The organism is Haloferax marisrubri (genome assembly GCF_001469875.2).
GTDB classification, from domain to species: Archaea; Halobacteriota; Halobacteria; order Halobacteriales; family Haloferacaceae; genus Haloferax; species Haloferax marisrubri.
Genome location: NZ_LOPW02000001.1, coordinates 250,789 through 277,433, shown reverse-complemented (window position 1 = coordinate 277,433; position 26,645 = coordinate 250,789). Strand labels below are relative to the sequence as shown.

28 protein-coding genes, 1 tRNA gene and 1 other RNA gene are annotated in these 26,645 nt (G+C 69.1%); 19 read left to right on the top strand and 11 right to left on the bottom strand.

Annotated features, from left to right (window positions below):
• Positions 1–72: 72 nt before the first annotated feature.
• From AUR65_RS01400 to AUR65_RS01380, 5 genes are all read left to right on the top strand, one after another.
• Positions 73–741, top strand: coding sequence for a class I SAM-dependent methyltransferase (locus AUR65_RS01400; RefSeq protein ID WP_084816422.1), 669 nt, complete (start codon positions 73–75; stop codon positions 739–741).
• 136 nt (positions 742–877) lie between these two features.
• Complete coding sequence (locus AUR65_RS01395) at positions 878–1,906, top strand: NAD(P)/FAD-dependent oxidoreductase (RefSeq protein WP_058566701.1); 1,029 nt, start codon at positions 878–880, stop codon at positions 1,904–1,906.
• Positions 1,907–2,028: 122 nt separating this feature from the next.
• Entirely contained in the window at positions 2,029–3,291 is a 1,263-nt protein-coding gene (locus AUR65_RS01390; RefSeq protein WP_058566700.1) for a DUF4382 domain-containing protein, read from the top strand.
• A gap of 177 nt (positions 3,292–3,468) precedes the next feature.
• Positions 3,469–3,539 (top strand) — tRNA-Gly (locus AUR65_RS01385).
• 158 nt (positions 3,540–3,697) lie between these two features.
• Positions 3,698–3,973, top strand: coding sequence for a Sec-independent protein translocase subunit TatA/TatB (locus tag AUR65_RS01380; protein ID WP_058566699.1), 276 nt, complete (start codon positions 3,698–3,700; stop codon positions 3,971–3,973).
• A 179-nt stretch (positions 3,974–4,152) separates the two neighbouring features.
• On the opposite strand, the gene ffs is transcribed toward AUR65_RS01380, so the two are convergent.
• Positions 4,153–4,464: signal recognition particle sRNA (gene ffs / locus AUR65_RS01375), an RNA gene on the bottom strand.
• 137 nt (positions 4,465–4,601) lie between these two features.
• Entirely contained in the window at positions 4,602–5,015 is a 414-nt protein-coding gene (locus tag AUR65_RS01370; RefSeq protein ID WP_058566698.1) for a DUF7548 family protein, read from the bottom strand.
• Positions 5,016–5,108: 93 nt separating this feature from the next.
• Here AUR65_RS01370 and AUR65_RS01365 point away from each other — a divergent pair, with 93 nt between their 5' ends.
• Genes AUR65_RS01365 through AUR65_RS01355 form a run of 3 tightly spaced genes read left to right on the top strand, consistent with a single transcriptional unit; the run spans position 5,109 to position 7,145 of the window.
• Entirely contained in the window at positions 5,109–6,260 is a 1,152-nt protein-coding gene (locus tag AUR65_RS01365) for a thiolase family protein (RefSeq protein ID WP_058566697.1), read from the top strand.
• The gene (locus AUR65_RS01360) at positions 6,260–6,637 is read left to right on the top strand and encodes an OB-fold domain-containing protein (protein WP_058566696.1); all 378 of its coding nucleotides are present in this window, start codon (positions 6,260–6,262) and stop codon (positions 6,635–6,637) included. The genes AUR65_RS01365 and AUR65_RS01360 overlap by 1 nt, the downstream gene beginning before the upstream one ends.
• Before the next feature lie 40 nt (positions 6,638–6,677).
• The gene (locus AUR65_RS01355; protein ID WP_058566695.1) at positions 6,678–7,145 is read left to right on the top strand and encodes a hypothetical protein; all 468 of its coding nucleotides are present in this window, start codon (positions 6,678–6,680) and stop codon (positions 7,143–7,145) included.
• A gap of 30 nt (positions 7,146–7,175) precedes the next feature.
• Here AUR65_RS01355 and AUR65_RS01350 read toward each other — a convergent pair whose 3' ends face one another.
• From AUR65_RS01350 to AUR65_RS01340, 3 genes are all read right to left on the bottom strand, one after another.
• Positions 7,176–7,988, bottom strand: a complete 813-nt coding sequence (locus AUR65_RS01350; protein WP_058566694.1) for a DUF7547 family protein — start codon at positions 7,986–7,988, stop codon at positions 7,176–7,178.
• Positions 7,989–8,060: 72 nt separating this feature from the next.
• Positions 8,061–9,149, bottom strand: a complete 1,089-nt coding sequence (locus AUR65_RS01345) for an NADH:flavin oxidoreductase/NADH oxidase (protein WP_058566693.1) — start codon at positions 9,147–9,149, stop codon at positions 8,061–8,063.
• A gap of 63 nt (positions 9,150–9,212) precedes the next feature.
• Positions 9,213–9,977 (bottom strand): carbon-nitrogen hydrolase family protein, encoded by a 765-nt coding sequence (locus AUR65_RS01340; RefSeq protein ID WP_058566692.1) that lies wholly within the window; start codon positions 9,975–9,977, stop codon positions 9,213–9,215.
• A 118-nt stretch (positions 9,978–10,095) separates the two neighbouring features.
• Here AUR65_RS01340 and AUR65_RS01335 point away from each other — a divergent pair, with 118 nt between their 5' ends.
• Together AUR65_RS01335 and AUR65_RS01330 are read left to right on the top strand one after the other, a co-directional pair.
• On the top strand, positions 10,096–11,355 hold the full coding sequence (locus tag AUR65_RS01335) for a HEAT repeat domain-containing protein (RefSeq protein WP_058566691.1): 1,260 nt from the start codon (positions 10,096–10,098) through the stop codon (positions 11,353–11,355).
• A gap of 118 nt (positions 11,356–11,473) precedes the next feature.
• Entirely contained in the window at positions 11,474–13,153 is a 1,680-nt protein-coding gene (locus AUR65_RS01330; protein ID WP_058566690.1) for a phospholipase D-like domain-containing protein, read from the top strand.
• A 27-nt stretch (positions 13,154–13,180) separates the two neighbouring features.
• Here the strand turns inward: AUR65_RS01330 and AUR65_RS01325 are convergent, their stop codons facing one another.
• Positions 13,181–15,082, bottom strand: coding sequence for a DHH family phosphoesterase (locus AUR65_RS01325; RefSeq protein WP_058566689.1), 1,902 nt, complete (start codon positions 15,080–15,082; stop codon positions 13,181–13,183).
• Positions 15,083–15,186: 104 nt separating this feature from the next.
• A complete protein-coding gene (locus AUR65_RS01320; protein WP_058566688.1) occupies positions 15,187–16,041 on the bottom strand; it encodes a fructosamine kinase family protein in 855 nt (284 codons plus the stop codon).
• A gap of 102 nt (positions 16,042–16,143) precedes the next feature.
• Here AUR65_RS01320 and AUR65_RS01315 point away from each other — a divergent pair, with 102 nt between their 5' ends.
• Together AUR65_RS01315 and AUR65_RS01310 are read left to right on the top strand one after the other, a co-directional pair.
• Positions 16,144–16,629, top strand: a complete 486-nt coding sequence (locus tag AUR65_RS01315; protein WP_058566687.1) for a Mov34/MPN/PAD-1 family protein — start codon at positions 16,144–16,146, stop codon at positions 16,627–16,629.
• Positions 16,626–17,054 (top strand): adenylyltransferase/cytidyltransferase family protein, encoded by a 429-nt coding sequence (locus tag AUR65_RS01310; protein ID WP_058566686.1) that lies wholly within the window; start codon positions 16,626–16,628, stop codon positions 17,052–17,054. Before AUR65_RS01315 ends, AUR65_RS01310 begins: the two co-directional genes overlap by 4 nt.
• A gap of 120 nt (positions 17,055–17,174) precedes the next feature.
• Here the strand turns inward: AUR65_RS01310 and coxB are convergent, their stop codons facing one another.
• Positions 17,175–17,933, bottom strand: a complete 759-nt coding sequence (coxB, locus tag AUR65_RS01305) for a cytochrome c oxidase subunit II (protein ID WP_058566685.1) — start codon at positions 17,931–17,933, stop codon at positions 17,175–17,177.
• Positions 17,934–18,095: 162 nt separating this feature from the next.
• Between coxB and cyoE the strand changes: the two genes are divergently transcribed.
• The 4 genes from cyoE to AUR65_RS01285 are packed head-to-tail and all read left to right on the top strand — an operon-like array spanning position 18,096 to position 20,897.
• Entirely contained in the window at positions 18,096–19,502 is a 1,407-nt protein-coding gene (gene cyoE, locus AUR65_RS01300) for a heme o synthase (RefSeq protein ID WP_058566704.1), read from the top strand.
• A 22-nt stretch (positions 19,503–19,524) separates the two neighbouring features.
• A complete protein-coding gene (locus tag AUR65_RS01295) occupies positions 19,525–20,187 on the top strand; it encodes a DUF7546 family protein (protein ID WP_058566684.1) in 663 nt (220 codons plus the stop codon).
• A 60-nt stretch (positions 20,188–20,247) separates the two neighbouring features.
• Positions 20,248–20,481 (top strand): SelT/SelW/SelH family protein, encoded by a 234-nt coding sequence (locus AUR65_RS01290; RefSeq protein ID WP_058566683.1) that lies wholly within the window; start codon positions 20,248–20,250, stop codon positions 20,479–20,481.
• Positions 20,482–20,492: 11 nt separating this feature from the next.
• Entirely contained in the window at positions 20,493–20,897 is a 405-nt protein-coding gene (locus AUR65_RS01285) for a metal-dependent hydrolase (RefSeq protein WP_058566682.1), read from the top strand.
• Positions 20,898–20,949: 52 nt separating this feature from the next.
• Here the strand turns inward: AUR65_RS01285 and AUR65_RS01280 are convergent, their stop codons facing one another.
• A complete protein-coding gene (locus AUR65_RS01280; protein WP_058566681.1) occupies positions 20,950–21,972 on the bottom strand; it encodes an aldo/keto reductase in 1,023 nt (340 codons plus the stop codon).
• Positions 21,973–22,024: 52 nt separating this feature from the next.
• Positions 22,025–22,288, bottom strand: coding sequence for a hypothetical protein (locus tag AUR65_RS01275; protein ID WP_058566680.1), 264 nt, complete (start codon positions 22,286–22,288; stop codon positions 22,025–22,027).
• 79 nt (positions 22,289–22,367) lie between these two features.
• Between AUR65_RS01275 and AUR65_RS01270 the strand changes: the two genes are divergently transcribed.
• Positions 22,368–23,366 (top strand): Gfo/Idh/MocA family protein, encoded by a 999-nt coding sequence (locus AUR65_RS01270; protein WP_058566679.1) that lies wholly within the window; start codon positions 22,368–22,370, stop codon positions 23,364–23,366.
• 45 nt (positions 23,367–23,411) lie between these two features.
• Here AUR65_RS01270 and AUR65_RS01265 read toward each other — a convergent pair whose 3' ends face one another.
• The gene (locus AUR65_RS01265) at positions 23,412–24,806 is read right to left on the bottom strand and encodes a PQQ-dependent sugar dehydrogenase (protein ID WP_058566678.1); all 1,395 of its coding nucleotides are present in this window, start codon (positions 24,804–24,806) and stop codon (positions 23,412–23,414) included.
• A gap of 138 nt (positions 24,807–24,944) precedes the next feature.
• Here AUR65_RS01265 and AUR65_RS01260 point away from each other — a divergent pair, with 138 nt between their 5' ends.
• Together AUR65_RS01260 and AUR65_RS01255 are read left to right on the top strand one after the other, a co-directional pair.
• Positions 24,945–25,892, top strand: coding sequence for an ABC transporter ATP-binding protein (locus AUR65_RS01260; RefSeq protein ID WP_058566677.1), 948 nt, complete (start codon positions 24,945–24,947; stop codon positions 25,890–25,892).
• Positions 25,889–26,644, top strand: coding sequence for an ABC transporter permease (locus AUR65_RS01255; RefSeq protein ID WP_058566676.1), 756 nt, complete (start codon positions 25,889–25,891; stop codon positions 26,642–26,644). The genes AUR65_RS01260 and AUR65_RS01255 overlap by 4 nt, the downstream gene beginning before the upstream one ends.
• Position 26,645: the final 1 nt, after the last annotated feature.

Sequence of the window (26,645 nt, the reverse complement as noted above, 5' to 3'; positions counted from 1 at the left end):
CCGCCCCCGCCGCCCCCGCCCCCGCCGCCCGCGACCCGTGCGGTCTTTGTCTCACCGCCTCGACCGACCGGCATGGACGGAGACGAACCCCGAGACGGGGTCCGCGAGACGTACGACCGCATCGCGTCGCACTTCGCGTCGACCCGCGAGTACCCGTGGCCCGAAGTCGAATCGTTCGTCGCCGATTCGACCGAGTCGGGGCCGGCGGCCCGCGCGCTCGACCTCGGCTGCGGCAACGGTCGGCACGTGGAACTCCTCTCCGCGCACGCCGACGAGGTCGTCGGCCTCGACGTGAGTCGCGGCCTGCTCGACGAGGCGGTCGCGCGGTCGGCGGAACGCGGCTTCGACGCCGGACTCGTGCAGGGCGACGCCTCGCGGCTCCCCCTCGCCGACGACGCCTTCGACCTCGCGGTGTACGTGGCGACGATTCACCACCTCGCGCCGCGGGCGGCCCGCGTGGCGAGCCTGAACGAACTCGCGCGCGTGCTCGACGCCGACGGCCGCGCGGTCGTCAGCGCGTGGAGCACCGCCCACGACACGTTCGACCGCGAGGACGGGTTCGACACGACGGTCGATTGGACGCTCCCCGGCGGCGAGACGGTCCCCCGATTTTACCACATCTACGCGCCCGACGAGTTCGACGCCGACCTCGACGCGAGCGACCTCGCGGTCGTCGAATCGACGGTGTCCAGCGGGAACTGCTACGCTGTCGTCGCGGGCGCTGAGCCTCGCGGGCGCTGAGCCTCGCGGACGGTTTCGGGCGTCACGTGCGGTTTCGGGCGTCGGGAAAATCGTGTTGGTTGCTAACTCGTTTCGGGTGGATGCTGGCCGCGCACAGGTGATGTGGGCTTAAGAGCGCCGCGACGAATTCCCGTGTATGACCGAAACCGACGAACCACGGGAGTACGAGGTTGTCGTCGTGGGCGGCGGCCCCGCGGGCCTCCAGACCGCGCTCTACACGACGCGACTGGGACACGACACCGCGCTCGTGGACCGCGGCGGCGGCCGCGCGGCCATGATGCTCGACACGCACAACGTCATCGGCGTCACCGAGGACGTCTCCGGCAACGAGTTCCTCGAAACCGCGCGCGGGCAACTCGAAGACTACGGGACCGACATCCACCGCGACTTCGTGACCGACGCGGAGCAGTTGGACGACGGCCGGTTCCGCCTCGTCGGCAACGAGGGCGAGTTCGTCGCCGACCGCGTCGTCCTCGGCGTCGGCTTCAACGACGAGCGCCCCGACCCGCCGCTTCCCCGCACCGGAAAGGGCCTGCACTACTGTCTCCACTGCGACGCCTACATGTTCGTCGACGAGTCGGTGTACGTGATGGGCCACTCGGACTCGGCGGCCTACGTCGCCATGATAATGCTCAACTTCACCGACGAGGTGGACCTGCTGCTCCGCGGCGACGAGCCGACGTGGTCCGACGAGACGGACGAACTCGTCCGCGCGCACCCCGTCGACATCGTCGAGGAGGAGATTTCGGGCATGACGAAGCGCGACGACGGCTGGCTGGAGAGCTTCGAGTTCGAAGACGGCACCGTCCGCGAGTACAAAGGCGGCTTCGCGATGTACGGCTCGAACTACAACACGACGCTGTTCGAGGCGCTCGACGTGGACCTCGACGACGACGGGACGGTCCCGGTGGACGACCACGGCCGGACCAGCGTCGACGGCGTGTTCGCCGTCGGCGACATCACCCCCGGTCACAACCAGATTCCGGTGGCGATGGGCAAGGGCGCGAAAGCCGGCATCGCCATCCACATGGAACTCCGCGAGTTCCCCAAGAGCCTCGACGAGATTCGCGCCGAGGGCGCGGTGAGCGCCGACGACGTGCCCGGCATCTCGCCCGGTCTGCTCGACAAGGCGAAGCGGTTCAACGAGTCCCACGCGGACGACTGAGACCGTAATTCGGCGAAATTCGGTGAAAACCGAGGCGTACGAACACCCTTCTAAAGTTCTCTCGGCCAGTACGGTCTGCTACGATGAAACGTACTGGACTTGCGACTGTCCTGCTCGCACTCATGGTCGTACTGGCCGGCTGTGCGGGCGGGGCCGGCACGATGACCGAGACGCAGACCGACGGGACCGCCGACGCGACGACGACCGCGTCGTCCGACGGCGGCGACGCCGCCCAGACGGGGACGGTGAACTTCTACGTGAGCGACGAGCAGAACGCCATCGCGGACTTCGAACACCTCAACGTCACCATCGAGCGCGTGACGCTCGTCCGCGCGAGCGGCGACGCGGAGGCCGAAGCCGAGGCCGAAGTCGCCGAAAACGAGTCCGAAAACGACACCGAAACCGACGCGGAGGCCGAATCCGAGGCCGAAGTCGCCGAAAACGAGTCCGAAAACGACACCGAAACCGACGCGGAGGCGAACGCGAGCGCCGAGGTCGAACTCGACGCCAACGCGACGGCGAACGCGACGAACACGTCCGTCTCGACCAACGGGTCGGTCGACGCCGACGCCGATGCCGACGCGGACGTCGAATCGGCCGACGTGAACGACACCGACGTGGCCGAAGGCGAGTCGAGAGTCGCCTACGAGGTCGACAACGTGACCGTCGACCTGACCGAACTGCAGGGCGACAACGCGAGCCTCGTCGGCGAGTACGGCGTTCCCGAAGGGAACTACACGAAGGTCTTCGTGCACGTGAGCGACGTGAACGGGACGCTGAAGACCGGCGAACAGGTCAACGTGAAGCTCCCCAGTAACAAGCTTCAGCTCAACACGGACTTCGAAGTCGGCAACGGCGAGTCCGTGGACTTCGTCTTCGACATCACGGCGTTCAAGGCCGGCAACAGCGGGAAGTACATCCTCAAGCCCGTCGTGAGCGAGTCGGGAACGGACGTGCCGATTACGAAGGTCGGCGCGGAGAAGAAGGCCGAGGCGGAAGCCGAAGCCGAGGCCGAGGCTGACGCGAACGCCGAGGTCGAAGCCGGCGAAAACGAGACCGACGACGGCGAGCGCGCCGAAACCGACGCCGAGGGCAACCTCACCGTGAGCTTCGACGGGAACGTCTCCGCCGGCGAGAACGTGACGGTGGTCGTCACGCGGAACGGGACGCCCGTGGAGAACGCGACGGTGACGATAAACGACGAGACCGCCGGTACAACCGACGCCGACGGCGAGTTAGGCGTCGCCATCCCCGACGAGCGGGACGTGACGGTGGTCGTCGTCGACGGGGAGACCGAGTCCGAGACGGAGTTCGAGTTCGAGTTCCTCGGGAGCGCCCCCGACAACCCCGCCGAGGGCGGCGAATCGACCTCCCTCGTCGCCTGACCGAAAAGGTAACATCCTTATTGGGGCGTCGAGAATGAAGGGATAGACGCGACGTTCGCGCGCATCGGTGTCTCGGCCGAGCGAAGCGAGGCCGAGGCTCGGTGCGAGCGAGTGAAGCGAGCGAGCACCGGTGTTGAGACGGACGGAGTCCGTCGATGCACGGTGCGAATGAAATGAGCACCGGTGGTCTAATGGTAAGACATTGGCCTTCCAAGCCAATTATCTGGGTTCGATTCCCAGCCGGTGCATCTTCTCCGAACCGCTTCCCGTCGAGCCACGGCTCCGACGCTCGCCCGCGTTGTCCCGAGCGAACGCCTACGAGTCCCGAAACACGCGGACTGCGGCGACTTCGGGTCGCAATCCCGGACCGTCTCTCTTATCTTCCCCCCGAACGTAACCGAACGTAATGCTGGATTCCATTCCGCTGTTCCCCGGACTCCCGGGCGGCCCAGAACTGCTCATCGTCCTGCTCATCATCGTCCTCCTGTTCGGCGCGAACAAACTCCCCCAACTGGCCCGGTCGTCGGGCCAGGCGATGGGCGAGTTCCGCCGCGGCCGCGAGGAGATCGAAGACGAACTGAAGAAGGGCGCAGAGGAGGGCGGGAGCGACGACGACGAGGAAGAAGACGAGGCCGAGGCTGAGGCCGAAGCGACCGAGACGGAAGCCGAGAACAAGCAGTAACCGTCTCTCCGGGGAAACAGACCCCTTTGTGCGGTATTTCACATTCGCCGAGTGCCGACAGTCACCGGTCGCTCACGCGGTAAGTGACGACGGGCGAAACAGGAAGTGGACGCGTCGAATCGTCGAGTTAACGGCCGAGAGACCGGCCAGTCTGCGAGTGATTTCGATGAGGTATGAATGGGTGGACAGCGAGGTTGCCCGGCGTTCCGACGTGGGGAATCCCGGTTGCCTCCTCCACCCCGCGATCCCTCGAGCGACGCACGTCCGATGGTCCGCTGCTCGCTTCCGCGCCTGGCGGGGTACCACCGATGAACCGCGCGAACTCTTCCCTGCGGAAGGGGTACGCGGAGCCGCTGTCCCCGAAGGACGAGGTTTCTACGTTGGCTTCCGGGGCCCGCGCCGGTCTGACCGGACGCGCCCGTGTTCGGTCCCCGCTAAAGACCTATTTCGCGGGTAGAGAGCAGGGCCTAACTGCCCGACCTAGTCCACTCCCTCATTGTCCACCGACTGTTAAGGGCCTTTCGACTCGGATGCGGGAAGATCGGGGGACACCGTCGGGGTGATTCGACGCGGGGGTCGGGAGCGCGGCGCGAGAAAACGAGCCAGAACCGGCCCCTCCGACGCCGGCTTACAACACGTCGCTGGCGTACCACGCGCCGCCGACGAACGTGACGAACGCGGCGGCCACGACGGACCAGCGGTGGTACGTGAGCCACGAGTACTGCTGGTCGAAACTGAACAGGAGCGTCGGGTCGATGGAGAACGACCACAGCGCGGCGATGCCGAGCATCGAAAGCGAGAGGACAAAGGCGAGTCCGGCGGCCGTCGCCGGGTCGGTCCGCTCCTGTCTGCCCGAGAGGAAGACGATGGTTTCGAGGAGCGCGAGCATCCCGACGAACGAGATGCCGACCGGGCCCGCGGCGTAGTAGGCGGCCACCTGTCCGTCCCCGCCCTCGATGGTGACGGCGGGAATCGCGACGGCGATTGCGAGGAGCAGCGCGCCGACGATTCCGACCATCGGCGCGAGGCGTTCGGCGTCCATGGCCGGTCGTTCGGGCGACCGACTGATAAACGGTTTGAGACGTGCCGGCGAGGGATTGCCCGGTTTTAAATCGCGGTGCGACGACGTGCGCGTATGGACCGCGTAGCGATTATCGGTGCATCGATGACCCAGTTCGGGCAGCGAGACGCGTGGATTCGCGAACTGCTCGCGGAGGCGGGGCAGGCCGCGCTCGCGGACGCCGACGTCTCGCCCGACGAAATCGAGCACCTCTACGTCTCGAACATGGCGAGCGGCGAGTTCGAGGGCCAGACGGGCGTCCCGAACGCCCTCGCCCACGACCTCGCGGCGATGCCCGCCTACACCGCCCGAATCGACCAGACCTCCTCGTCCGGCGGCGCGGGCGTCTACGCCGCGTGGCAGTCGGTCGCTTCCGGCGCGTCCGACATGACGATGCTCGTCGGCGGCGAGAAGATGACCCACCGCTCGACCGCCGAGTCGACGGACGTCATCGCCTCGCTGACGCACCCGGTGGAGTACAAACACGGCGTGACGCTCCCCTCCTTCGCGGGGCTGACCGCTCGGCTCTACCTCGACACCTACGACGCCCCGCGGGAGTCGCTCGGAAAGGTCGCCGTCAAGAACCACAAAAACGGCGTGGACAACCCTCACGCCCAGTTCCGCAAGGAGGTCGACCTCGACACCGTCCTCGACTCGCCGGTCGTCGCCGACCCGCTTCGCCTCTACGACTTCTGTCCCATCACCGACGGCTCGGCGGCGCTCGTCTTCTGCCCCGAGTCGGTCGCCCGCGAGTACACCGACGACTACGCCGTCATCTCCGGCATCGGCGGCGCGACCGACACCCACGTCGTCCACGAGCGCGCCGACCCGACCACGATGGGCGGCGTCGTCAACTCCTCCGAAATCGCCTACGAGATGGCCGACCTCGAACCCGACGACATCGAGGTGGCCGAGCTCCACGACATGTTCACCATCCTCGAGTTCCTCCAGTCGGAGGACCTCGGCTTCTTCGAGAAGGGCGAGGGCTGGAAGGCGGTCGAGGAGGGCGTCACCGACCGCGACGGCGACCTCCCCATCAACACGTCCGGCGGCCTGAAGTCGAAGGGCCACCCCCTCGGGGCCTCGGGCGTCGCGCAGGTGTACGAGATTTACAAACAGCTCATCGGTGACGCAGGCAAGCGGCAGGTCGACGCCGACGTGGGCCTCGCGTGCAACGTCGGCGGCTTCGGCAACTGCGTGACCACGACCATCATGGAGTCCCGATAATGTCCGACGAACAACCCGCGATGGAGGCGTACCGCTACCCCGACGGGAGCATCACCTACCCCGGCCACCCGGTCGGCCCCGACGGCGAGGAGCCGGTCGGCACGGTCGACCTCAGCGACTACACGGCGACGGTGCTGACGTGGACCACCTCCACGGCGACGCCGCCGGGCGTCCGCCAGCCCAACACGCTCGCCATCGTCGAGTTCGACGTGGACGGCGAGCCCGTCCGCGCAATCGGGCAGGTCACCGGCGAGGACGAGGTCGACATCGGCGACGAGGTCCGCCCGGTCTACTGCGAGGAACTCCGCGAACCCGGCGCGGGCATCCGCGAGCCCGCGAGTCAGGAGTGGGACGGCTACCGCTTCGAACCGCTCTGAGCGGGCGAGTGTTGATATAACTACACCTTCTATCTCGCGTATGAACCGCACCAGCGGCGTCTCCTTCGCGCGCGACGCGGCGGTCGCCACGGCGGTACTGGCCGGGCTGTACGGCCTCGGCTACGGCGTTCAGTTCCAACCGTTCCAACTGCCGACCTACCTGCTCGTCGTCGGCTTCGACGCCATCGAAGCCGCAGTCGGCTCCGCGGGCGCGTGGTACGACCTGCTTTTCGCCGCCTATTTCGTCGGCCTCGGCATCGTCGCCGCGGGCGTCTCCCGTGTCGTCCGCGGGAAGTCGAAGACGACCGGCCTCGCGTGGTGGCGACTCGGCGCGGCGGCGGCGCTGGCGCTCGTCGGTATCATCTCCCTTCTGTTCGCGCTGTTGGTCCTCGCCAACGGTGTGCAGTTCACGCCCGTCCTCGTGGCCGGCGGCGCGGGGGTCGCGCTCCTCGCGCTTTCGGCGTGGGTCGGCGACGTGGTCCGCGTGGACGTGCGACCGGCGCGCTGAGTCGAAGCAAAACTCCGCGTGTACCGCCGCTCAGTAGTCGCTCGGTTCGTCGCCCGCGTCAGCGTCCGCGTCGCTTCCGTCGTCTTCGCCGTCGCCTTTCACTTCGCGCTTAATCGACTCCAGTTCGGCGTCGACGTCGACCTGCGGTTCGTCGCTCCCGTCGTCGCCGCCGTCTGGCTCGGTTCCCTCCTCGGTCACGTCGATTCGGACCGGTCCCGTGCCGACCGGTTCGGCGTTGCTGGAGCCCCGATTCTCGCCGGGGGAGCGCCCGCTCTCGTCACGCCGTTGCCACTCGGATTCGAACGTGCGTTCGTCCTCGCGCCAGCGACGCTCTCGGGTCGTTCGCTCGCGCTCGGCCTCGGTGATTCGCGCGTCGAGTTCGTCGGCCAGAGAGCGGGCGCGGTCCATCACGTCCCGAGCCTCGGGGTTCGAGGGTAAGTCGGCCTCCGAGAGCGCGTTTCTGAGTTCGTCGAGGGCGCGGTCGACGCCGGAGACGGCGCTCTTCGGGACGTTCCGCATCCGGGACTCCGTCTCGCTTCTGGCGTCTTCCATCGCGCGACCGGGGTCGGAAAGCCGCATGAGGCGGCGGAGGAGTTCGAGGGAGGCGATGGTCGCTTCGAGGACGGCGATGACCGTCGGGATGGTGTACGACTCGGTGAACCGCAGGGCCTCGCCGAACGTCGGCGGACGCGGGGGCTGGAAGCGGTCGTCGCCGGTGACGCGTCGGCCGCGGCCGCGGTTTCGGTCGCGCTCCTCGCGGAGTTCCGCGCCGAGTTCGTCGAGTGTGTCCCCGAGTTCGTCGAGTAAGTCGAGGATGTCGTCGTCGCGTCGTCGGTCGCTCATGGTCCACGATTGGACCGCCGCGGGGATAAGCGTTCGAGGGGTGGCGAACCCGCGCGGGTCGAGGTCGGCCCCCTACCGGCGCGGAACGGCGCGCTGGTACTGCGGCGGCCACGACGCGTCGGCGTCGAGGTCCTCGGCGGCGTGGAGCGCGAAGTACGGGTCGCGGAGGTGCTCGCGCCCGACGATGGCGAGGTCGGCCCGCCCGTTGCTGACGACCTCGTCGGCGTGGCGCGCGGTTCGGATGCCGCCGACCGCACCGACCATCGCGTCGGTCTCCTCGCGGATGACTTCCGCGAAGGGGACCTGATAGCCGGGGCCGGTGTTCGGAATCCGCTGGTCGGGGTGGATGCCGCCGGCGCTCACGTCGATGAGGTCGACACCGAGGTCGTCGAGGTCGGCCGCGAGGCGGACCGACTGCTCGATGTCCCACGACTCGCGGTCGTCCAGCCAGTCGGTCGCGGAGATGCGGACGAAGACGGGCTTGTCGTCGGGCCAGACCTCGCGGACGGCTTCCGTGACCTCGCGGAGGAGTCGCGTGCGGTTCTCGAACGAGCCGCCGTACTCGTCGTCGCGGTGGTTCGTGACCGGCGAGAGGAACTCGTGGAGGAGGTAGCCGTGGGCCGCGTGGACCTCGGCGATTTCGAAGCCTGCGTCGAGGGCGCGCTCGGCCGCCGCGCGGAAGTCGTCGACGACGCCTTCGATTCCGTCGGCCGAGAGCTTTCGGAGCGGCGGGGCCTCGCCCTCGTAGGGCCACGGCACGTCGCTCGGGGCGACGGTCGTCCACCCGCCGTCTTCGGGCGCGACCGGCTCGCTCCCCTCCCACGGCCGGGACTTGCTGGCCTTCCGGCCCGCGTGGGCGAGTTGGATGGCGGGCGTGCTCCCCATCGAGGAGACGAACGAGGTAATCTGTCGGAGCTTCTCGACGTGGTCGTCCGACCAGATACCGAGGTCGTTCGGCGAGATGCGTCCCTCGGGGGAGACGGCCGTTGCCTCGGACATCACGATGCCCGCGCCGCCGACGGCGCGGCTCCCGAGATGGACCAGATGCCAGTCCTCGGCGAACCCGTCGGTCGAGGAGTACTGGCACATCGGCGAGACCATGATTCGGTTCCGAACCTCGGTGTCGCGGAGCGAAAGCGGCGTAAAGAGCGAGTCCGTCATCGACCCCGATTGGGCGGGGTCGGAAAAACCCCCCTCGGTTCCGGTGATGCAGTCCGGTTTCGGCTACTCGACCGAGCCGACGAACGCGCGCTGTTCGGCGAGCAGGTCGCGGTCGAGCGTCCAGACGAGGTCGCGCTCGCCGCGGTTCAGCGCCGCCGCGACGACGCCGTCGGGCCTGACGACGAGCGAGCGACCCGCGTACTCCGAGCCCGCGGAGTCGGAGACCGTTCCGCTCCCCGTCCGATTCGCGCCGACGAGCCACCGAACCCCGTCGAGGGCGCGGGCGCGACAGAGCAGCCGCCAGTTCGTCGAGTGGGCGGCGGGCCACGCGCCGACGACGAACAGGGCGTCGATTCGCTCGTCGGTCAGCGCGGCGCTGTCGCCGACGAAGTTCAGGTCGTAGCAGGTGAGGATTCCCGTCCGTCCCGCGGGCGTGTCCGCGACGACGAGTTCGTCGCCCGGCGTGACGACCTCGGACTCCCCGCCCCAGAGATGTCGCTTGCGGTAGACGGTCGCCGAGCCGTCGGGTCGGACGTAGGCGGCCGCGTTGTAGAGCGCCTCGCCGTCGCGTTCGAGGTAGCCCGCGAGCACGTCGAACTCGTTTTCCGTGGCGACCGAGGCGAGGAAGTCGGTCGCGCGCGCCCGCGAGATTGCGCCGCTGAAGGCGCGGTTGTCGGCGACGAACCCCGTGAGCGCGTACTCGGAGAACAGCGCGATATCGACCGCCTCGGGGAGGTCGGCGGCGCGGGCGCGCACGTCTGCCTCGTTTCGCGCCGGGTCGAGGTCGAACGCCGCGCGCTGTGGCACGGCGATGGTTGGACCGGTCACGCTCGGAGGGACGGACGGGTCGCGAAAAAGTGACCCGGATGGAATCGGTGGTCGGTCCCGGTCCGAGACGCGAAGCGAAGGGAAACGCTCTTTTTACAGTCGAACGGACTTCCGGCATATGAGTGACGGGGACGACGATACGACAGAACTCTCGCCCGAGAGCTTCGACGAGCGCCTGACCGAGGCCGAGGAGGCTCTCGACGCGGCCGAGACCGAAGCCGACCTCGACGAGGTCGAGGCCACGCTCGACGACATCGAGGCCGACGTGGAGGCCGCGGACCTGCCCGAACCGGACGACGAAGACGAAGAGGACCCCGCCGAGGAGCTCGAATCGCGCCTGTCCGACCTGCGCGACGACCTCGAATCCCAGCGCGGACCCTACGCCGAAGACGCCGTCGAGACGCTCGAAGAAGCCAAATCCACGATTACGGACACCCGGTGGACCGAGCAGGGCGAAGGCGAAATCGTCGCCGCGGTCGAGACGTTCGCCGACGAGTTCAACGGCGTGCTCGACGCGAGCGTCTCGGTCGATGGCGACGACGAAGACGCGCTCACCGCCGCCGTCGACGACGCCGTCTCGGCCGTCGAAGCGGCCGACCTCGACGCCGACGAGGACGCAGAGACCATCGCGGACCTCATCGAGGTCGCCGACGGCCTCGCGGACGGCCTCGACGACGCTCAGGAGTGGGACGACCTCGAAACCCGCGAGAAGCTCCAAGTGCAGGGCTTCTACGACGTGCTCGGCCACTACAAGGACTACCCGCCGGAGCTGTCGGCGCTGAAGGAACACGAAAAGCGCGGCAACGTCGAGATGATTGCCCTCGCGTTCGAGAGCTTCCAGTCCGACTTCATGCAGGAGTACTGCATCGAGGCGTTCACGCGGATGAACGACGACAGCGCCTACGAGACCATCGAGGGGCAGGCCAAGCGCCGCGATAAGGGCGTCATCAAGGCCATCGGGAAGATGGCCGCCGAGGAGGGCGTCGAGATGCTCGTCGACTACGTCGACACCGACAGCGACCCCGCGCTCCAGAAGGTCGTGTTCAAGGCGCTCGGCGAAATCGGCTCCGAGGAGGCGACCCAGCCCATCGCGAACAAACTCGTCACCGAGAACGACAACGTCCGCTCGGCCGCCGCTCGCGCGCTCGGCCTCATCGGCGACACCCGCGCCGTCGAACCGCTCTCGGACGTCGTCGCCGACGACGACGTGGACTCCGTCCGCGCCAGCGCCGCGTGGGCGCTCCGACAGATCGGCACGGAAGACGCGCTCGAAGCGGCCGCCGGCTACACCGACGACCGCTCGTTCCTCGTCCAGCGCGAGGCCGAACTCGCCGCCGAGTTCCTCGGCGACGACGTCGAGGCCGAAGCGACCGTCTGAGGCCGCACGACGACGCGGCACCCCGCAGTTCTGCGGTTCTCCGCCCTTTCTCTCGCAGTCGCCCGCGTGAGCCACCGCTCGCGAACGTTTTTGTAGGGAAACGCGACCACCGCGGGGTGTGTCCCGTCGCGCTCTCGCCGCCGCGTTCGCCGTCTCGCTCGTGGTCCTCATCGCGGCCGCGGCCGTCGTCCCCGCGTCGATAGCGGCCGCGCCGGGCGCGACGAACGCGACGAACGCGACGAACGAACCCGAATCAGTCACCGCTACCGACCCCTCGGCATCGGGCGAAGCGCGCATCGTCGCCGCCCTGCCCGACCCGGCGACGCCCGACGACCGCGGGGAGTTCGTCGCCGTCGCCGCGCCCGCGGGAACCGAACTCTCGCTGTCCGACGGCGAAGACACCGTCTCGTTCGTCGCGTCCGGCGGCACAGTCGCCGTCGCCGCCGACCAGGACGCGGCGGCGAACCTGACCGACCTCCCAGTCGTCACGCCCGGCCTCGACCTCGCGAACGGCGGCGAGACGGTCACGCTCCGCGTCGTCGGTGGTGACGGCGATGCGGCCGGAAACGGCGTCGTCGCGGACCGCCTCGGCTACGACCGCAGCCGCGAGGGTGCGCTCCTCGAACGGCGGGACGGCGCGTGGTCGTGGTGGTCGCGGGCGCTTCCCCGCCGGAACGTCACGACCCACGGCCCCGCGAACGCGACGCTGTTCGTCCTCCCCGACTCGCCGGGTCGCCCGATTTCGGCGCTCCGGTCGGCTGACGAGCGGATTCTGCTCGCCGGCTACGTCGTCTCCTCCGCACGCGTCGCCGACGAACTCATCGCCGCTCGCGAGCGCGGCGTCGCCGTCTCGGTACTGGTCGAAGACAGCCCGGTGGGCGGCTTCCCGCGGCGGTCGGCGCGCGTCCTCGACCGCCTCACCGACGCGGGCGTGTCGGTCCGCGTTGTCGGCGACCCCCACTCGTTTCACCACCCGAAGTACGCCGTCGTCGACGACGCGGCGCTCGTGATGACGGAAAATTGGAAGCCGGCGGGGACCGGCGGGCGAAAGAGCCGCGGGTGGGGCGTCGTCGCGCGCTCCCCGAGCGTCGCGGCCGACCTCGCGGCCACGTTCGAAGCCGACGCGACGCTCCCGGAGACCACCTCGTGGGAGACGTACCGAGTCGGCCGGTCGTTCGTTCGCACCGAGTCGGCGAACGGTTCGTACCCCTCACGCATCGCGCCCGAGTCGGTTCGGGTCGACCGCGTCGCCGTCATCCGCGCGCCCGACAACGCCGAATCGGCGGTCGTCTCCCGACTCGACGCCGCCGACAGCCGAATCGACGTGCTACAGCCGTCCGTCGAGGCCGACGGCCCGTTCGTCCGCGCGCTCAAGCGCGCCGCCGGCCGCGGCGTCCGGGTCCGACTCCTCCTCGGGAGCGCGTGGTACGTCGAGGAGGAAAACCGCGCGCTCGCGGAGCGGTTGAACGAATGGGCCGACAGGACCGGGAGCCCGCTCTCGGCTCGGCTCGCGCGCCCCGGCGGGCGGTTCGGCGCGATTCACGCGAAAGGCGTCGTCGCCGACGACACCGCCCTCGTCGGCAGTCTCAACTGGAATCAGCACTCGGCCCGCGAGAACCGCGAAGTCGTCCTCGCGCTGTCGGACCCGGCCGCGGCGGCGTACTTCCGCGAGGCGTTCGCGGCGGACTGGCGGGCGAGCGGGCGCGGGGCGGAGTCGAAGCCGGGACTCGTCGCCGCGGCCGCCCTCGCGGTGGTCGTGGGACTCGCGGCGCTCAGGCGACTGGAGTTCGAAGAATGAGGTTCGGTGTGAGCCGCGACTACGACCTTACGCCGTCGTCGACAGCTCTTCGTCGATGTCGGCTTCGGCCATCTTCTCGACGAGGCTGTCGATGACCTCCTCGCGCATGCCGCTGACGAACTTGATGGAGCCGACGACGAGGTGGCCGCCGCCGGAGACGCCGCCGCCGACGACTTCCTCGTTCAGTTCGGCGACCATCCGCGGGATGTCGAGGCGGACGCCGTCGGAGCGGAGGACGGCGAAGTCGGGACCGTAGCCGATGGTGATGACCGGCTCGCCCGTCTCCTGGACCTTGCGGTCGTGGAGCTTGCCCGTGGTCTTGCCCGGCGCGGGGTAGGTAAAGCGGTGGGCCCACTTGTCGAGGTCGATGCGGTAGAGGTTGGCCCCGCTGTCGAGGCGCTCGTGTTCGAGGTGCGGCTCGGCCGCTTCGAGCTGGCGGTCCACGTCGCGCTCGGCGCGCGTCGAGAGGAACTCGACGAGTTCGCGGTGGCGCTCCTCGTCGTCACAGCCGACGTTGAGCACGTCGTTGACGATGGATGCGCCGTCGTTGTAGCGCAGCCAGTGGGCGGCGTAGTCGAGCGCCTCGCCAACGTCGAGGAGCTGTTCGCGGTCGTAGCCCTCGTCCTCGGCGAGCGCGATGTAGTTGTCCATGACCTCCGCCTTCGAGCGGTCCGACAGCCCGGCGACGGCGGGGACGTGACGCAGTTCGTCGGTCACGTCGGGGTGAATCATCCGCGCGAGTTCGACGCACATCATGCCGGTCGTGATGCGGTAGTCCTCGTCGTGGAGGTACGGGTTGACGTGCGCGTCGAGGAGCGGGTCGACCGCCTCGGGGTCGGGGTGGTGGTGGTCGACGACCGCGATGGGCACATCGTAGTGCGCGAGGTTCTCGTAGGCGGGCACGTCCTCCTCGGTCGACCCGTTGTCGAGCATGAGCAGGAAGGGGAGCCGCTGGCCGTGGCGGGCGCGACCTTCGAGCGCGAAGTTCAGGTCGCGGGTCACGTCCTCCATCTCGTAGAACGGGGCCTTGCTCGGCAGGCGCTTGAACAGGTGTCGCGGCGCGTCGGGGTCGTCGTGGACCTCCGTGATGAGCCGTTCGAGGGCCAGTTGGACCGGGACGGACGCGCACATGCCGTCGCCGTCGGCGTGGTGGCGGACGCGAATCGGGCGGCCTTCGAGGACCGTCCGGCGGAGCAGGCGCGCCACGTCTTCGAGGTCGTCGCGGAGCTTCTCGAACGCCGACCACTCCACGAGCGGTTCGACGGGTTCGGGCTCGGCGCGCTCGTCGAGCGCGGCGTCGATGCGCTGGCGGGCGTCGGCCGCGGCCTCGTCGTCGAGGACGGTGAGGCCGTCGACTTCGAGCTGACGGGTTCCCTCGTGGTCTTCGACGGTGCCGGCCATGCGGACCACGTCGTCGAGGTCCACTTCGGGGAACGCGCGGACGCCGGCCTCTTCGAAGGCGGCGGCGGCGACGATGCCGGAGTCGTCGGCGATGCGGAAGACGGTCGGGCCGCCGGTCTGCTTGATCTGCGTGACGACGCCCTCGACCGTGACCGACTCGCCGACCGAGAGACTGGAGATAGGCGTGATGGTCGGTTCGTGGTCGACGGTCAGGGTGCGGTAGTCGTCGGGCGTGTCCTCGGCGAACGCGATGTCGCCGTTCTCGCGGACGGATTCGAGGCGGACGACCAGTCGGTCGCCGACCTCGTAGTCGGCCGAGAGGTTGGACTCGTGGATGAGACCGGAGACGGAATCGGAGACGTCGACGAAGATGCCGTACTCCACGACGCCGTTGACGACGGCGTGGTAGTACGCGCCGGTCTCGACGTCGTCGGCGGTACAGTTCGGTGCGAGATCATAGACGATAGGTCGTGCGTCCGAATTCGGACCCGAGTCGTCGCCGGAATCCCCGGCGTGCTCGTCGCTCATAGTCCCGCTAGGTCAGGGGGTAGTGTTAAGCTTTACAAAAGCATCTCGCGTGCGCGACCGGTTCTCACGGCTCGATTCGGCTCGAAGCTCGCCTTCGCGGGCGGTCAGTAGCCGAGTTCGTCCAGCGCGTCTTCGACAGACGGGACGTAGTCGGCCCCGAAGACGCGGACGTGTTCGAGGAGCGGGAACAGCGCGTAGACGGGCGAGCGGTCCTCGAAGAAGCCGTCGGCGATGGGTCGAGACTCGTCGTAGGCGTCGAAGAAGGCGTCGCCAGCGGCGTCGAACCAGTCGATGTAGGCCAGTTCGACCTCGGGGTGGCCGTAGTAACACGCCGGGTCGAGAAAGGCGACGACGCGGTCGTCGCGGACGCGGAGGTTCGCGCCCCACACGTCGCCGTGGACGAGTCGCGGGGCCGCCGGTTCGACGAGGAGGGCGTCGAGGTCAGCCGCGACCGACTCGATTCGCTCGGCTGTCGCGTCCGGGAGCCCCGAATCGAGCGCCGCCTCGGCCCACGGCAGGAGGCGCTGGTCGCGGAAGAACTCGACCCACGAGTCGGTCCACGGATTCGGCTGTCGGTACGGCCCCGAGAGCGTGTCGTAGGGGAAGCCGAACGCCGGCGCGGTCGTCTCGTGGAGCGCGGCGAGGTGGGCGGCGAGGTCGCGCTCGGCGGTGGGGGTCAGGTCGGACGTGCCCGCGACGTAGTCGAGGACGAGCAGGTCGGCGTCGGCGTGGTGGACCGCCGGAACCGGAAGCCCGGCCGCGCCGAGCGAGTCGAGCATCGCGGCCTCCACGTCGAGCGGCGTGTCGCCCACCTTCGCGACGACGGGGTCGCGCCCGTCGAAGTCGAGGCGATAGACGCGCCCGACGTTCCCGCCGTCGAGTTCGGTCGTCGCGGTCGGCGGCGCGTCGGCGGCGAGCGCGCTCGTCACGCGAGCGACGAGGTCGGAATCGAGCGTCACACCCGAGTTCGGGCGACCGCCGACCTCAGTATGGCGGTTCCGTTCCGGCGACCGACTCGGCGTTCCGGAACCCTTAGATGGAGCGCCCGCGGACGGTTCGGTATGCGACTCTTCCGGTCGCGGGAGGTCGTCGGCATCGCCGCCGACGCCCTCGACTTCGCGCTCGAAGCCTCTGCGGAGACGCATCCGAACGAGTACATGGGACTCCTCCGCGGCGAGGAGGCCCGACGGGTCGGCGTCGACCGCGACGGCTACGTCGTGACGGACGTGCTCATCATTCCGGGGACCGTCTCGGACCCCTACAGCGCGACCGTCAGGAACGACCTCGTGCCGAACGACTTCCGCGCCGTCGGGTCGATTCACTCGCACCCGAACGGCGTCCTCCGCCCGAGCGACGCCGACCTCGACACCTTCGGGAGCGGCCGAGTCCACATCATCATCGGCTCGCCCTACGGCCCCGACGACTGGGAGGCGTTCGACCAGTCCGGCGAGGTCCGCGACCTCGACGTGCTCGACGTCGACCTCCCCGACCCCGAATCGTTCTTCGACTTCACGCAGGACGACATCGACGCGGAGTTGGACCGATGAGACGGGTCATCGCGCAGGGCACCTTCGACATCCTCCACCCCGGCCACGTCCACTACCTCTCGGACGCCGCGTCGCTCGGCGACGAACTCCACGTCATCATCGCCCGCGGCGAGAACGTGACCCACAAGCCGAAGCCGATACTCGACGACCGCCAGCGCCGCGACATGGTCGCCGCGCTCGACGTGGTCGACGAGGCGCACCTCGGCCACGCCGAGGACATCTTCGTCCCCATCGAGGAGATTGACCCCGACGTCATCGTCCTCGGCTACGACCAGCACCACGACGAGGACGGAATCAAAGCCGCCCTCGACGCCCGCGGCATCGACTGCGAGGTCACGCGCGCGACACCGCGCGAGCAGCGCCACGACGACGAACTGCTCTCGACGGGTCGCATCATCGACCGCATCGTCGAGCGACGCTGCTGAGTTTCTGTCCGCGTCCGGAACGTCTCCGACTGCGGCCCGCGACGAGTTCTCCGACGACCGACCGAACGAGCGCGAGCGTCGTCACTCGGCGGGGAGCGTCGAAAGAGAAGGGAGGATGCGTTACTGCGTGGAGTTCGTCGCGGTGGCGTTCGAGTCGCCGGACGACTCGCTGTTGGCCGACTGCTGCTCGTCGAGCCAGTTCTGGTACTCTTCCTGCGAGACGACTTCGACGGTGAAGTACATCTGGGAGTGCGCGACGCCGCAGTACTCAGTACAGTAGCCCTGGTAGGTGCCTTCCTCGTAGGCGACCGTCTTGATGGTGTTCGTCGAACCCGGCATCGCGTCCTGCTTGAGGCCGAGTTCGGGGACGTGGAATCCATGTATCACGTCCGTTGCAGTCACCTGGAAGTAGACGGGGCGGTCGGCGGGGATGACAATCTCGTTGCCCGACGAGAAGTTACCCTCTTCGGGGTAGTACATGTTCCAGCCCCACTGGTAGGCCTCGGCCGTGACGACGACCGGGTCGTCGTCCATAGCGATGTCGTTGCCCTGGTGCGTGACGTTCTCGTTGGCCAGCACGCCGTAGGAGGCGACGCCGACGAAAAGCAGGATAATCGCTGTCGCGATGGTCCACGTGATTTCGAGCCGGCGGTTCTCCTTGGTCGGCAGTGCGCGCTCGTTGTTGCGGAACTTGATGACCGTATAGAGGAGGATGACCTCCACCAGCACGGTAATCGGGATAGCGACGTACAGCAGCTTCCCGTTGAGCTGATTGATAAGTTCCGACGTGGCGGACGCCTGCGCGGCGGCGGGGGTGGCAACGAGCGCCATCACGACCGTCGCGAGCAGGGACGCGAGCGCGAAACGCGTCTTTCTCATGCTGAGCGAGACTTAGGAACAACCGCATAAATGCGTACCGACTCTCGGCCCGCCGTTTATCAACCCGCCCCCGCCATATCGCGGGGAGCGGCACCCGAACGCGAGGCGGAAAAGCGCGGGTCCTAAATACGGGACGGCCCAACACGTCCGTAGGTGAATTTCGTGGCCACGAATCGCGATTCGAACACGTTCCACGGCCTGCTCGCCGCGACCGCGATGGGCGTCTATCTCCTGCTCATCGTCGGCGCGACGACCGCGCTCACGGACGCGACCGCCGCGTGTAGCGCGTGGCCCGCGTGCGGAGACGGCTTTTCGCTCCCCGCGACGCTCGACGGCTGGGTCGCCCTCGGCCACCGCGTCGCGGCCGTCCTCGTCGGCCTCCTGACGCTCGCCACGCTCGTCTCGGCGTGGCGGACCGACACGTCTCGCCGGGTGAGAGCCACCGTCACCGCGTCGGCGGTGCTCTACCCCGCGCAGGCCGGTCTCGGCGCGGTCGTCGCCACCGTCGGCGTCGGTGCCGCGCTCTCGACGCTCCACTTGGTCATCGGGATGGCTATCTTCGGCGGCCTCCTCGCCGCCCTCGCGTGGACCCTCGAAGCGGACACCGGCGACCCCGACGACGCACCGGTGGGAACGCCGTCGATGAGTCCCCCGGCCGACGACGGCGAGCGGCCGCCCGTCCCGACCGAACCAGTCGCCCGCGCGAAGGCGACGGTCAACGCGTACTTCCGGCTGATGAAGCCGCGGCTGATGTGGCTCCTCTGTCTCGTCGCGTCGGCGGCGATGGCGCTCGCCGGCACCGTCTCGCCCGGCCTCACGCCCGAGGTCATCGCGGCGACCCTCGGCGGCGGCGTCCTCTCTATCGGCGCGTCCGGCACGTTCAACCACGTCCTCGAACGCGACGTGGACCGCCGGATGCAGCGGACCAGCGACCGGCCGCTCGCGGTCGACCTCGTCCCCGTCCGCAACGCCGTCGCGTTCGGCCTGCTCCTGACGGTCGCGTCGGTGGCGCTGTTCGCGTCCGTCAACTGGCTCGCCGCCGTTCTCGGCGTCGTCGCCATCGCCTTCTACAGCGTGGTCTACACGCTCATCCTGAAGCCCAACACGGTCCAGAACACCGTCATCGGCGGCGCGGCCGGCGCGCTCCCGGCGCTCATCGGCTGGGTCGCCGTCACCGGCGACGTCGGTCTCGGCGGCATCGTCCTCGCCGTGGTCATCTTCATGTGGACGCCCGCGCACTTCTACAACCTCGCGTTGGCCTACAAGGACGACTACGCCCGCGGCGGCTTCCCGATGATGCCCGTCGTCCGCGGCGAGACCGAGACGCGAAAGCACATCCTCTGGTGGCTCGGCGCGACGCTCGTCTCGGCGGCCGGCCTCGCGGTCATGGACGCCCTCGGAGTCGTCTACCTCGTGACGAGCATCCTGTTCGGCGGCGCGTTCCTCTACTTCGTCGTGCGCCTGCACTACGAGCGCGACGACACCGCCGCGTTCCGGGCGTTCCACGCGTCGAACGCCTACCTCGGCATGCTGCTCCTCGCCATCGTCGTCGACACCCTCGCGCTCTGAGACCCGACCTATCCACCCACACATGGCAACCGCATCCGCACTTCCCCGCCCCTCGCGTGCCAGTCTGCTCCGCGCCGCCTTCGCCGTGAACACGACGCTGATTCTGGCGTTCGTCTACCTGCTTTTCACCGAGGCGAGCGTCGGCGCGCCGCGCTACGCCGTCTACGGCGTCGCGTGGGTCATCGTCGGCCTCTGGGTCATGTTCGACACCGACGTGGCACCGGCCCCGGCGGCGACGAAGCGCAAGGCGGCCGCCGTCGCGGTCGGCTACTTCGCGCTCTTGGCGGTCGCCGGCGGCCTCGTCACCTCGCCCGTTCCGGGCGGCACTAACGGACTTCGCGTCGCCTTCCTCCCGCCCGGATGGGGGCCGGCGCTCGTCTACGGCGGCGACCTGTTCAACCTCGTCCTCATGCCGGCGCGCGTGGTCGGCTACGCGGCGCTCGCGTTCCTCGTCTACGACACGGTCGTCGAGGCGGCGGGCGCGGCCGTCTCCGGCGTCGTCGGCCTGTTCTCTTGTGTCTCGTGTTCGTGGCCCATCCTCGCGTCGGTCGCCACGAGCGTCTTCGGCGGCGGGACGGCCATCGCGGCGACCGTGACGACGCTCTCGTACGACCTCTCGACGCTGGTCTTCCTCGTCACCGTGGTCCTGCTCCGGTGGCGTCCCGGCTTCGGGAAGTCGAAGTAGCGTCCCGGGAGTCTCGCGGCCGCCCCCTCGCTTTTACCCGCTCGCCGTGAACGTCCGTCCATGACCGAGGTCGAAATCGAATACTGCGTCCCCTGCGGCTTCCTCGACCGCGCCGAGGCGCTCCAGCACGCGCTGCTCGAACAGTTCGGCGACCGACTCGACCGCGTGGCGCTCGTCACGGGCGACCACGGCGTCCTCACCGTCACCGTCGACGGCGAGCGCGTCTGGGACAAGTCGGAAGACGAGTTCGACCCGGACCTCGTGCTCCGGCGGGTCCGCCCGCACGTCGGCTGACCGGGCGACCCGTGAAATCACTCGAACACGCCGTCGTCGGGGCGGTCGCCGGGGCGGCCGCCGCAGTCGCCGTGGACCCGCCGGGGAGCCTGCCGCTTCTCGTCGCCGGCGCGGTCTTCGTGAGCGTCTTCGTCGACCTCGACCACTTCGTCATCGCCCGCGTTCAGCGCGGCGACTGGGCGAACCTGCGGCTCGCGGTAACGAACCCGCGGGTCGGTCTGCTCGACCAAGAGCGGGTGTTCGAGGAGTTCGACACCGAGTTCGACCGGAAGCGCCTCCTGAGCCACCACCTCGTCGGCGGCGTCGCGGTCGGCGCGCTCGCGTTCTCGGGGGTCGGGTCGCTCGCGGCGTTCCTCGCGGTCGTGCTCTACGTGCACGTCGTCTGCGACTTCTTTCGGGACCTCGGCATCGCGTGAAAAGAGTCGAAAGCCGCGGAAGTCAGTCCAGCTGCCGGTCGCTCGCGGTCGCTTAGTGGCCCCAGCGCCGACCGTCTTCGTCGTAGCGGGCGTTCATGATGCGCTCCCACTGGTCGGTCGAGATGTCCACGTCGGCCGCGCCGACGTTCTCGTCGAGTTGGTCGGTCGTCCGCGCGCCGACGATGGGAACGACGGTCGCCTCGGGGTAGTCCATCAGCCAGCGGAGCGCGACCTGCGCCGGACTGGCGTCGACCTCGTCGGCGACCGCGCGAATCTCGTCGAGCACCTTCCAGCCGCGCTCGGAGACGTAGAACCGGTCGAAGCGCTCGTCGAACGACCCGCGCGCGCCGTCGGGCGCGACGTACTCGGTCGGGTCGTCGGGGTCGGCGCGCTCGTACTTGCCCGTGAGGAAGCCGCCCGCGAGCGGCGAGTACGGACAAATCGCGATGTCTTGGTCGCCGCACACGTCGAGGTAGTCTTTCACGTCCTCGTAGTAACCCGCGTGGAACAGCGGCTGGGTCACGTCGAAGCGGGCGTAATCGTTGACGTCCGACTTCCACAGCGCCTTCGTGAGCTGCCAGGAGGCCATCGTGGACGCGCCGAGGTAGTTGACTTTCCCCTCCTCGACGAGACCGTTGAGCGTCTGGAGCGTCTCCTCGATGGGCGTCTCCTCGTCCCAGCGGTGGATGTAGTAGAGGTCGAGGTAGTCGGTGTCGAGGCGGTCGAGCGTGCCCTCGATTTGGTTGCGGATGTGGGTCCGCGAGAGGCCGCGCCCGTTGGGGTTGTCCTCGTCGAACGGGAAGTACACCTTCGAGGCGAGCACGTAGTCCTCGCGGTCGCGCTCGGCCAGCCAGTTGCCGATGTACTCCTCGGAGGTCCCGTTCGGATTCCCGTAGACGTTGGCGGTGTCGATGAAGTTCCCGCCGCGCTCTTCGAACGCGTCGAGGAGTTCGTGGGCCTCCTCCTCGTCGGTCTCCAGGACGCCGCTGCTCTTTCGACCGAATCGCCACGTACCGAAGCACAGTTCCGAGACGCGGGTGCCGGTCGACCCGAGTCGTCGATAGTCGAGGCTCATGGTCGATGTCACGACGGCCGGCGACTAAAGGGTGCGAGTAGCGGCGAGAGGTTCAGCTTTGTCCGTCGGCGTCGGGCGATTCGGAGTCGGGCGGTTCGGCGCGGGTCGTCTCCCGCTCGGCTTCGGTACGGTTCGCGTCCCCCTCGAACAGTTCGCGTGTGAGCGGCGCGCCGCCGAGCGCGAGCGCGAGGAGGAGAACCCCGAACCCGATGGTGAGGAACCCCTGCGACGGGTTCTCGGCGAGGGCCGCGAGGTGAAGGGCCACACCGACCAACGCGAGCACGACGGCGAACCGCTGGAGGACTGCGTCGTCCATGGCCGGACCACACGAGCCATCCGGGAATCCCTTGCGACTCGCCCGCACGCTTTTGCGGCTTCCGCGCGACTGGTACGGCATGTTCAGAGTCGCAGGTATCGGACTCGGAAGCCTCGGCGTGCTGGAGTGTCGCCTCCTCAACGAACTGGAGGGCGTGCGCGTCGTCGCCGGCGTCGACCCCGCAGACGAGGTGCGCGAGCAGTTCGGCGACGAGTTCGACGTGCCGACCTACGAGACGACCGAGGAACTGCTGGACGCCGAGTTCCTCGACGCGGTGACCATCGCCTCGCCGCACACGAAGCACTTCGACCAGGCGCTCGCGGCGCTCGACGCCGACCTCCACGTCCACCTCGAAAAGCCGATGGTGACCAACCTCGGCGGCGCGCGGGCGCTCATCGACCGCGCCGAGGAGCGCGGCCTCACACTCGCAGTCGGCTATCAGCGCCACTTCGACCCGCGGTTCCACGAGCTGCGACGCGTCATCGACAGCGGCCGCATCGGCGACCCGCACATGGTGGTCTGCCACCTCGAACAGGAGTGGATTCGCTGGACGAAAGACGAGTGGCGCGGCGACCCGTCGCTGTCGGGCGGCGGCCAACTGTACGACTCGGGGTCGCACCTCCTCGACGCGATGCTCTGGGTGACGCGCTCGACGCCGGTGACCGTCGCCGCGGCGGTCGACCACCGCGGCCACGACGTGGACGTGAACTCGGCGCTCGCGGTCGTCCTCGACCGCGACGGCGACCGCCTCACCGCGAGCGTCGGCGTCTCCGGCGACGGACAGAGCGTGCCGGAACCCGGCGAGTCGCTCCGCGTCATCGGCACCGAGGGGATGGTCGCCTTCGACGGCGAGACCATCGAGGTGACGGAGGACGGAACCACCTACACCGCGACGCCGCCGACGCCCGACTTCGAGGAGTTGACCCGGAAGAAACTCCGGAACTTCGTGGACGCCGCGCGCGACGAAGCCGACCTCGCCATCCCGGCCGAAGACGCCCTCCACGTGACCGCGCTGACCGAGGCGGCCTACGAGTCGTCGACGACGGGCAGGCGGGTCAACGTCGACGGCGACGCCTAACGCCCCGGTCCAGACCCCGAGTTCGGGCGGGTTACGGTGCGACCCTCAGACGCCGGTCAGCCGGTTCAGCGCGCCCGACGACCCGGTGACAATCGGCCGGTCGCTGGTGCAGACGTACAGTTCACCGTCGGGGGCGCGGCCGAACGCGAGGACGTTCGCTCCGCCGTCGTCGCGGTCCGCCACGGGAATCTCCGCGATGTCCCACGGACGCGACTCGCTCGGGCGGGCGGCGAACAGTCTCCCCTCTGACTGCCAGTCGGCGAAGACGTACGCGCCCGAGAGGTCCGGAATCGACTCGCCGCGGTAGACGTGGCCACCGATGACGGCCACTCCGGACGGTCCGTCACCGCTGTGGGGGTACTCCAGTACCGGGTCGATGAGCGGCGCGCCGTCGGGCGTCTCGGTCGGGCAGTCGCCCGCGCGGAAGCAGTGTGCGCCCTCGCGGACGTTCCAGCCGTAGTTGCCGCCGCGCTCCAAGAGGTTCACCTCCTCCCACGCGCCCTGTCCCACGTCGGCGACGTAGCAGTCCTCGCCGTCGAACGAGAGCCGCCACGGGTTTCTGAGCCCCCACGCGTACTGCTCGTCGAGGCCGTCGGTGCCGACGAGCGGGTTGTCTTCGGGAATCCCGTAGGGCCGGTCGTCGTCGCCGGAGACGCCGCCGGTCGCGTCCACGTCGATTCGGAGGACGCTCCCGAGGAGGTTCTCGGTCACGTCCTGCCCGTTGCCGCCCGGAACGGCGTCGTACCAGTCGTCGGCGTGACCTCGCCCCTCGTCGTTCGCGCCGCCGCCGTCGCCCGTGGCGACGTAGAGATAGCCGTCCGGGCCGAACGCGACGGCCCCGGCGTTGTGGTTCGACTGCGGTTGTGGAAGTTCGAGCAGCGTCCGCTCGGAGTCGGCCGAGACGGTCGTCGCCTCGGGGTCGACCGTCAGTTCGCTCAGGACGAACGTGTGGCTGTAGTTCGAGGGCGTCTCGGAGCGTCGCGGGGCGCTGTACCGGAGGTAGAGTCGCCCGTTGTCGGCGAACTCCGGGTGGAAGGCGACGCCGAGGAAGCCGCGTTCGTCGTAGCCGTTGAGGTCGACGACGCGGTCGGTGATGTCGAGATAGGGCTCGCTCTGTAGTCCCGAGTCGTCGTGCAACCAGATTCGACCGGGCTGGTCCACGACGAACCGGCGGCTCCCGCCGAACGCCTCGGGAATGGCCACGTCGACCGGCGAGGCGAACCCGGTCGCCAGCGTCTCGTAGGCGACTTCGAGGCCCGAGAGGGAGCCGTCGCCCCCGGTGTCCGTGGTCGCGGTCGAGCCGTCGGTGTCGTCGGATGTCGCGTCGCTGTCGGTCGTTCCGCCAGCGCCGTCGTCGGTCGGCGCGCTCGCACAACCCGCGAGGCCGCCGATGAGGGTCGCGCCGGTCGCGGCGAGGAAGTGGCGTCGGGAACCGTTCATGTCAACGTAGAACGGCGCGACCGGAGTAAGGCTTGCTACGGTCGGGCCGGCGAGGCCTCCTCGTTCGCCCCGCCCCGCGACTCGAATCGAGCGGCGATTCCGAATCTCTTACCACCCGATGGTGACGACGGGTACGACATGGACGAGGTACTCGCCGCCGACGGCCTCAAGAAGTCCTACGGCGACGTGGAGGCGCTCTCGGGCGTCTCCCTGTCGGTCGCCGAGGGGGAGGTCTTCGGCCTCATCGGTCCGAACGGCGCGGGGAAGACGACGTTAGTTCGCGCCCTCACGGGCACGACCGCGGTGGACTCGGGGTCGGCGGCCATCCTCGGGCGCGACCCGACCGAGGTGGACCGCCAGCGCCTCGGCGTCCTCCCGCAGGAGTTCCGGCCCGCGGGTCGGCTCTCCGCCCGCGAACTCGTGGCCTACTACGCGGGGCTCTACGACGACGCCCGCGACCCCGACGCGGTGCTCGACGAGGTCGGCCTCGCCGACGCCGCCGACACGTGGTACGAGAACCTCTCGGGCGGCCAACAGCGCCGCGCCTGCATCGCGCTGACGCTCGTCAACGACCCCGACGTGCTGTTCTTGGACGAGCCGACCACCGGTATCGACCCGGCGGGCCGCCGGTCGCTGTGGGGGCTCGTCGAGGACCTCGCCGCCGGCGGGACGACGGTGTTTCTCACCAGCCACTCCATGGAGGAGATAGAGCGCCTCGCCGACCGCGTGGGCCTGCTCAACGCGGGCGAACTCGTCACGGTCGGCCAGCCGGACGACCTCGTCGCCGACTACGGCGGCGAGAGCCGCCTCGTCGTCCGGACCGACGGCGACGCCGACGCGGCCCTCGGGTCGGTGTCGCTCCCGGCCGCGCTCGACGCGACGGTGTCGGGAGACGGTATCACCGTCCACGGCGTCGGCCCGCGCGACATCGGCGACGTGGTCGCCGCCTTCGACGACGCGGGCGTCGTCTACGAGTCGCTCGTCTGGAAACAGCCCGGTCTCGAAGAGGTCTATCTCTCTCTGACCGGCGAGCAGTTCGAGGCGGCCCGGCCCGCCGCGGCCGCCGCGGTCGGGGGTGACAGATGAGCCTCGCCGCCCGCGTCCGCTCGGAGTTCGTCGCCTCGTGGCACTCGTTCCTCCGGCGGCGGACGGCGGTCTTCTTCACGTTCTTCTTCCCCGCCATCATCGTCGTCATCTTCGGGGCGCTCGTGCAGACCCAACCGACCGGCGGCGGCCTGTTCGCCGAGCCGAAGGAGTACTACATCGCCGGCTATCTCGCGGTCGTCGTGCTGTTCACCCCGCTGTCGCGGGTCGGCAGCACCATCGCCCGCCACCGCGAGGGAAGCCGCTTCGAGAAGTTGGCGACGACGCCGCTGTCCCGCGCCGAGTGGCTCCTCGCGCACTCGCTCGTCAACGTCGTCGTCATCGGCCTCGCGGCGCTGTTGCTCCTCGCGCTGTCGGCGCTCGTGACGGGCGCTTCGATTCCGCTGACGCCCGCGACGCTCACCATCGTCCCCTTCGTCGCGCTCGGCGTGACGCTCTTCTGCGGCCTCGGGGCCGTCATCGGGAGCGTCGCCGACTCGCAGGACGGCGTCATCGCCGCGAGCAACGCCATCGCGCTTCCCCTGTTGTTCCTCTCCGAGACGTTCGTGACGCCCGACCTGCTCCCGGCGTGGTTCGTGCCGGCGCTGAACCTCTCGCCGCTCACGTACTTCGCCCGCGGCGTCCGGGCGCTCACCTACGGCGGCGGCGACTGGGTCACCAACCTCGCGGTGCTCGCGGCCCTCGCGGTCGCCTTCTTCGCGGCGGGGACGATGGCGATTCCGCGGACCGACTGAG

Coding starts and splice junctions, on each gene's coding strand:
- AUR65_RS01365 (WP_058566697.1), top strand. CDS start 5,109: ATGGACCGCGTAGCGATTATCGGTGCATCGATGACCCAGTTCGGGCAG.
- AUR65_RS01275 (WP_058566680.1), bottom strand. CDS start 22,288: ATGGACGACGCAGTCCTCCAGCGGTTCGCCGTCGTGCTCGCGTTGGTC.
- AUR65_RS01255 (WP_058566676.1), top strand. CDS start 25,889: ATGAGCCTCGCCGCCCGCGTCCGCTCGGAGTTCGTCGCCTCGTGGCAC.
- AUR65_RS01390 (WP_058566700.1), top strand. CDS start 2,029: ATGGTCGTACTGGCCGGCTGTGCGGGCGGGGCCGGCACGATGACCGAG.
- AUR65_RS01345 (WP_058566693.1), bottom strand. CDS start 9,149: ATGACGGACTCGCTCTTTACGCCGCTTTCGCTCCGCGACACCGAGGTT.
- AUR65_RS01380 (WP_058566699.1), top strand. CDS start 3,698: ATGCTGGATTCCATTCCGCTGTTCCCCGGACTCCCGGGCGGCCCAGAA.
- AUR65_RS01370 (WP_058566698.1), bottom strand. CDS start 5,015: ATGGACGCCGAACGCCTCGCGCCGATGGTCGGAATCGTCGGCGCGCTG.
- AUR65_RS01280 (WP_058566681.1), bottom strand. CDS start 21,972: ATGAGCCTCGACTATCGACGACTCGGGTCGACCGGCACCCGCGTCTCG.
- AUR65_RS01400 (WP_084816422.1), top strand. CDS start 73: ATGGACGGAGACGAACCCCGAGACGGGGTCCGCGAGACGTACGACCGC.
- AUR65_RS01265 (WP_058566678.1), bottom strand. CDS start 24,806: ATGAACGGTTCCCGACGCCACTTCCTCGCCGCGACCGGCGCGACCCTC.
- AUR65_RS01355 (WP_058566695.1), top strand. CDS start 6,678: ATGAACCGCACCAGCGGCGTCTCCTTCGCGCGCGACGCGGCGGTCGCC.
- AUR65_RS01350 (WP_058566694.1), bottom strand. CDS start 7,988: ATGAGCGACCGACGACGCGACGACGACATCCTCGACTTACTCGACGAA.
- coxB (WP_058566685.1), bottom strand. CDS start 17,933: ATGAGAAAGACGCGTTTCGCGCTCGCGTCCCTGCTCGCGACGGTCGTG.
- AUR65_RS01335 (WP_058566691.1), top strand. CDS start 10,096: ATGAGTGACGGGGACGACGATACGACAGAACTCTCGCCCGAGAGCTTC.
- AUR65_RS01360 (WP_058566696.1), top strand. CDS start 6,260: ATGTCCGACGAACAACCCGCGATGGAGGCGTACCGCTACCCCGACGGG.
- AUR65_RS01325 (WP_058566689.1), bottom strand. CDS start 15,082: ATGAGCGACGAGCACGCCGGGGATTCCGGCGACGACTCGGGTCCGAAT.
- AUR65_RS01270 (WP_058566679.1), top strand. CDS start 22,368: ATGTTCAGAGTCGCAGGTATCGGACTCGGAAGCCTCGGCGTGCTGGAG.
- AUR65_RS01310 (WP_058566686.1), top strand. CDS start 16,626: ATGAGACGGGTCATCGCGCAGGGCACCTTCGACATCCTCCACCCCGGC.
- AUR65_RS01295 (WP_058566684.1), top strand. CDS start 19,525: ATGGCAACCGCATCCGCACTTCCCCGCCCCTCGCGTGCCAGTCTGCTC.
- AUR65_RS01395 (WP_058566701.1), top strand. CDS start 878: ATGACCGAAACCGACGAACCACGGGAGTACGAGGTTGTCGTCGTGGGC.
- AUR65_RS01315 (WP_058566687.1), top strand. CDS start 16,144: ATGCGACTCTTCCGGTCGCGGGAGGTCGTCGGCATCGCCGCCGACGCC.
- AUR65_RS01290 (WP_058566683.1), top strand. CDS start 20,248: ATGACCGAGGTCGAAATCGAATACTGCGTCCCCTGCGGCTTCCTCGAC.
- AUR65_RS01260 (WP_058566677.1), top strand. CDS start 24,945: ATGGACGAGGTACTCGCCGCCGACGGCCTCAAGAAGTCCTACGGCGAC.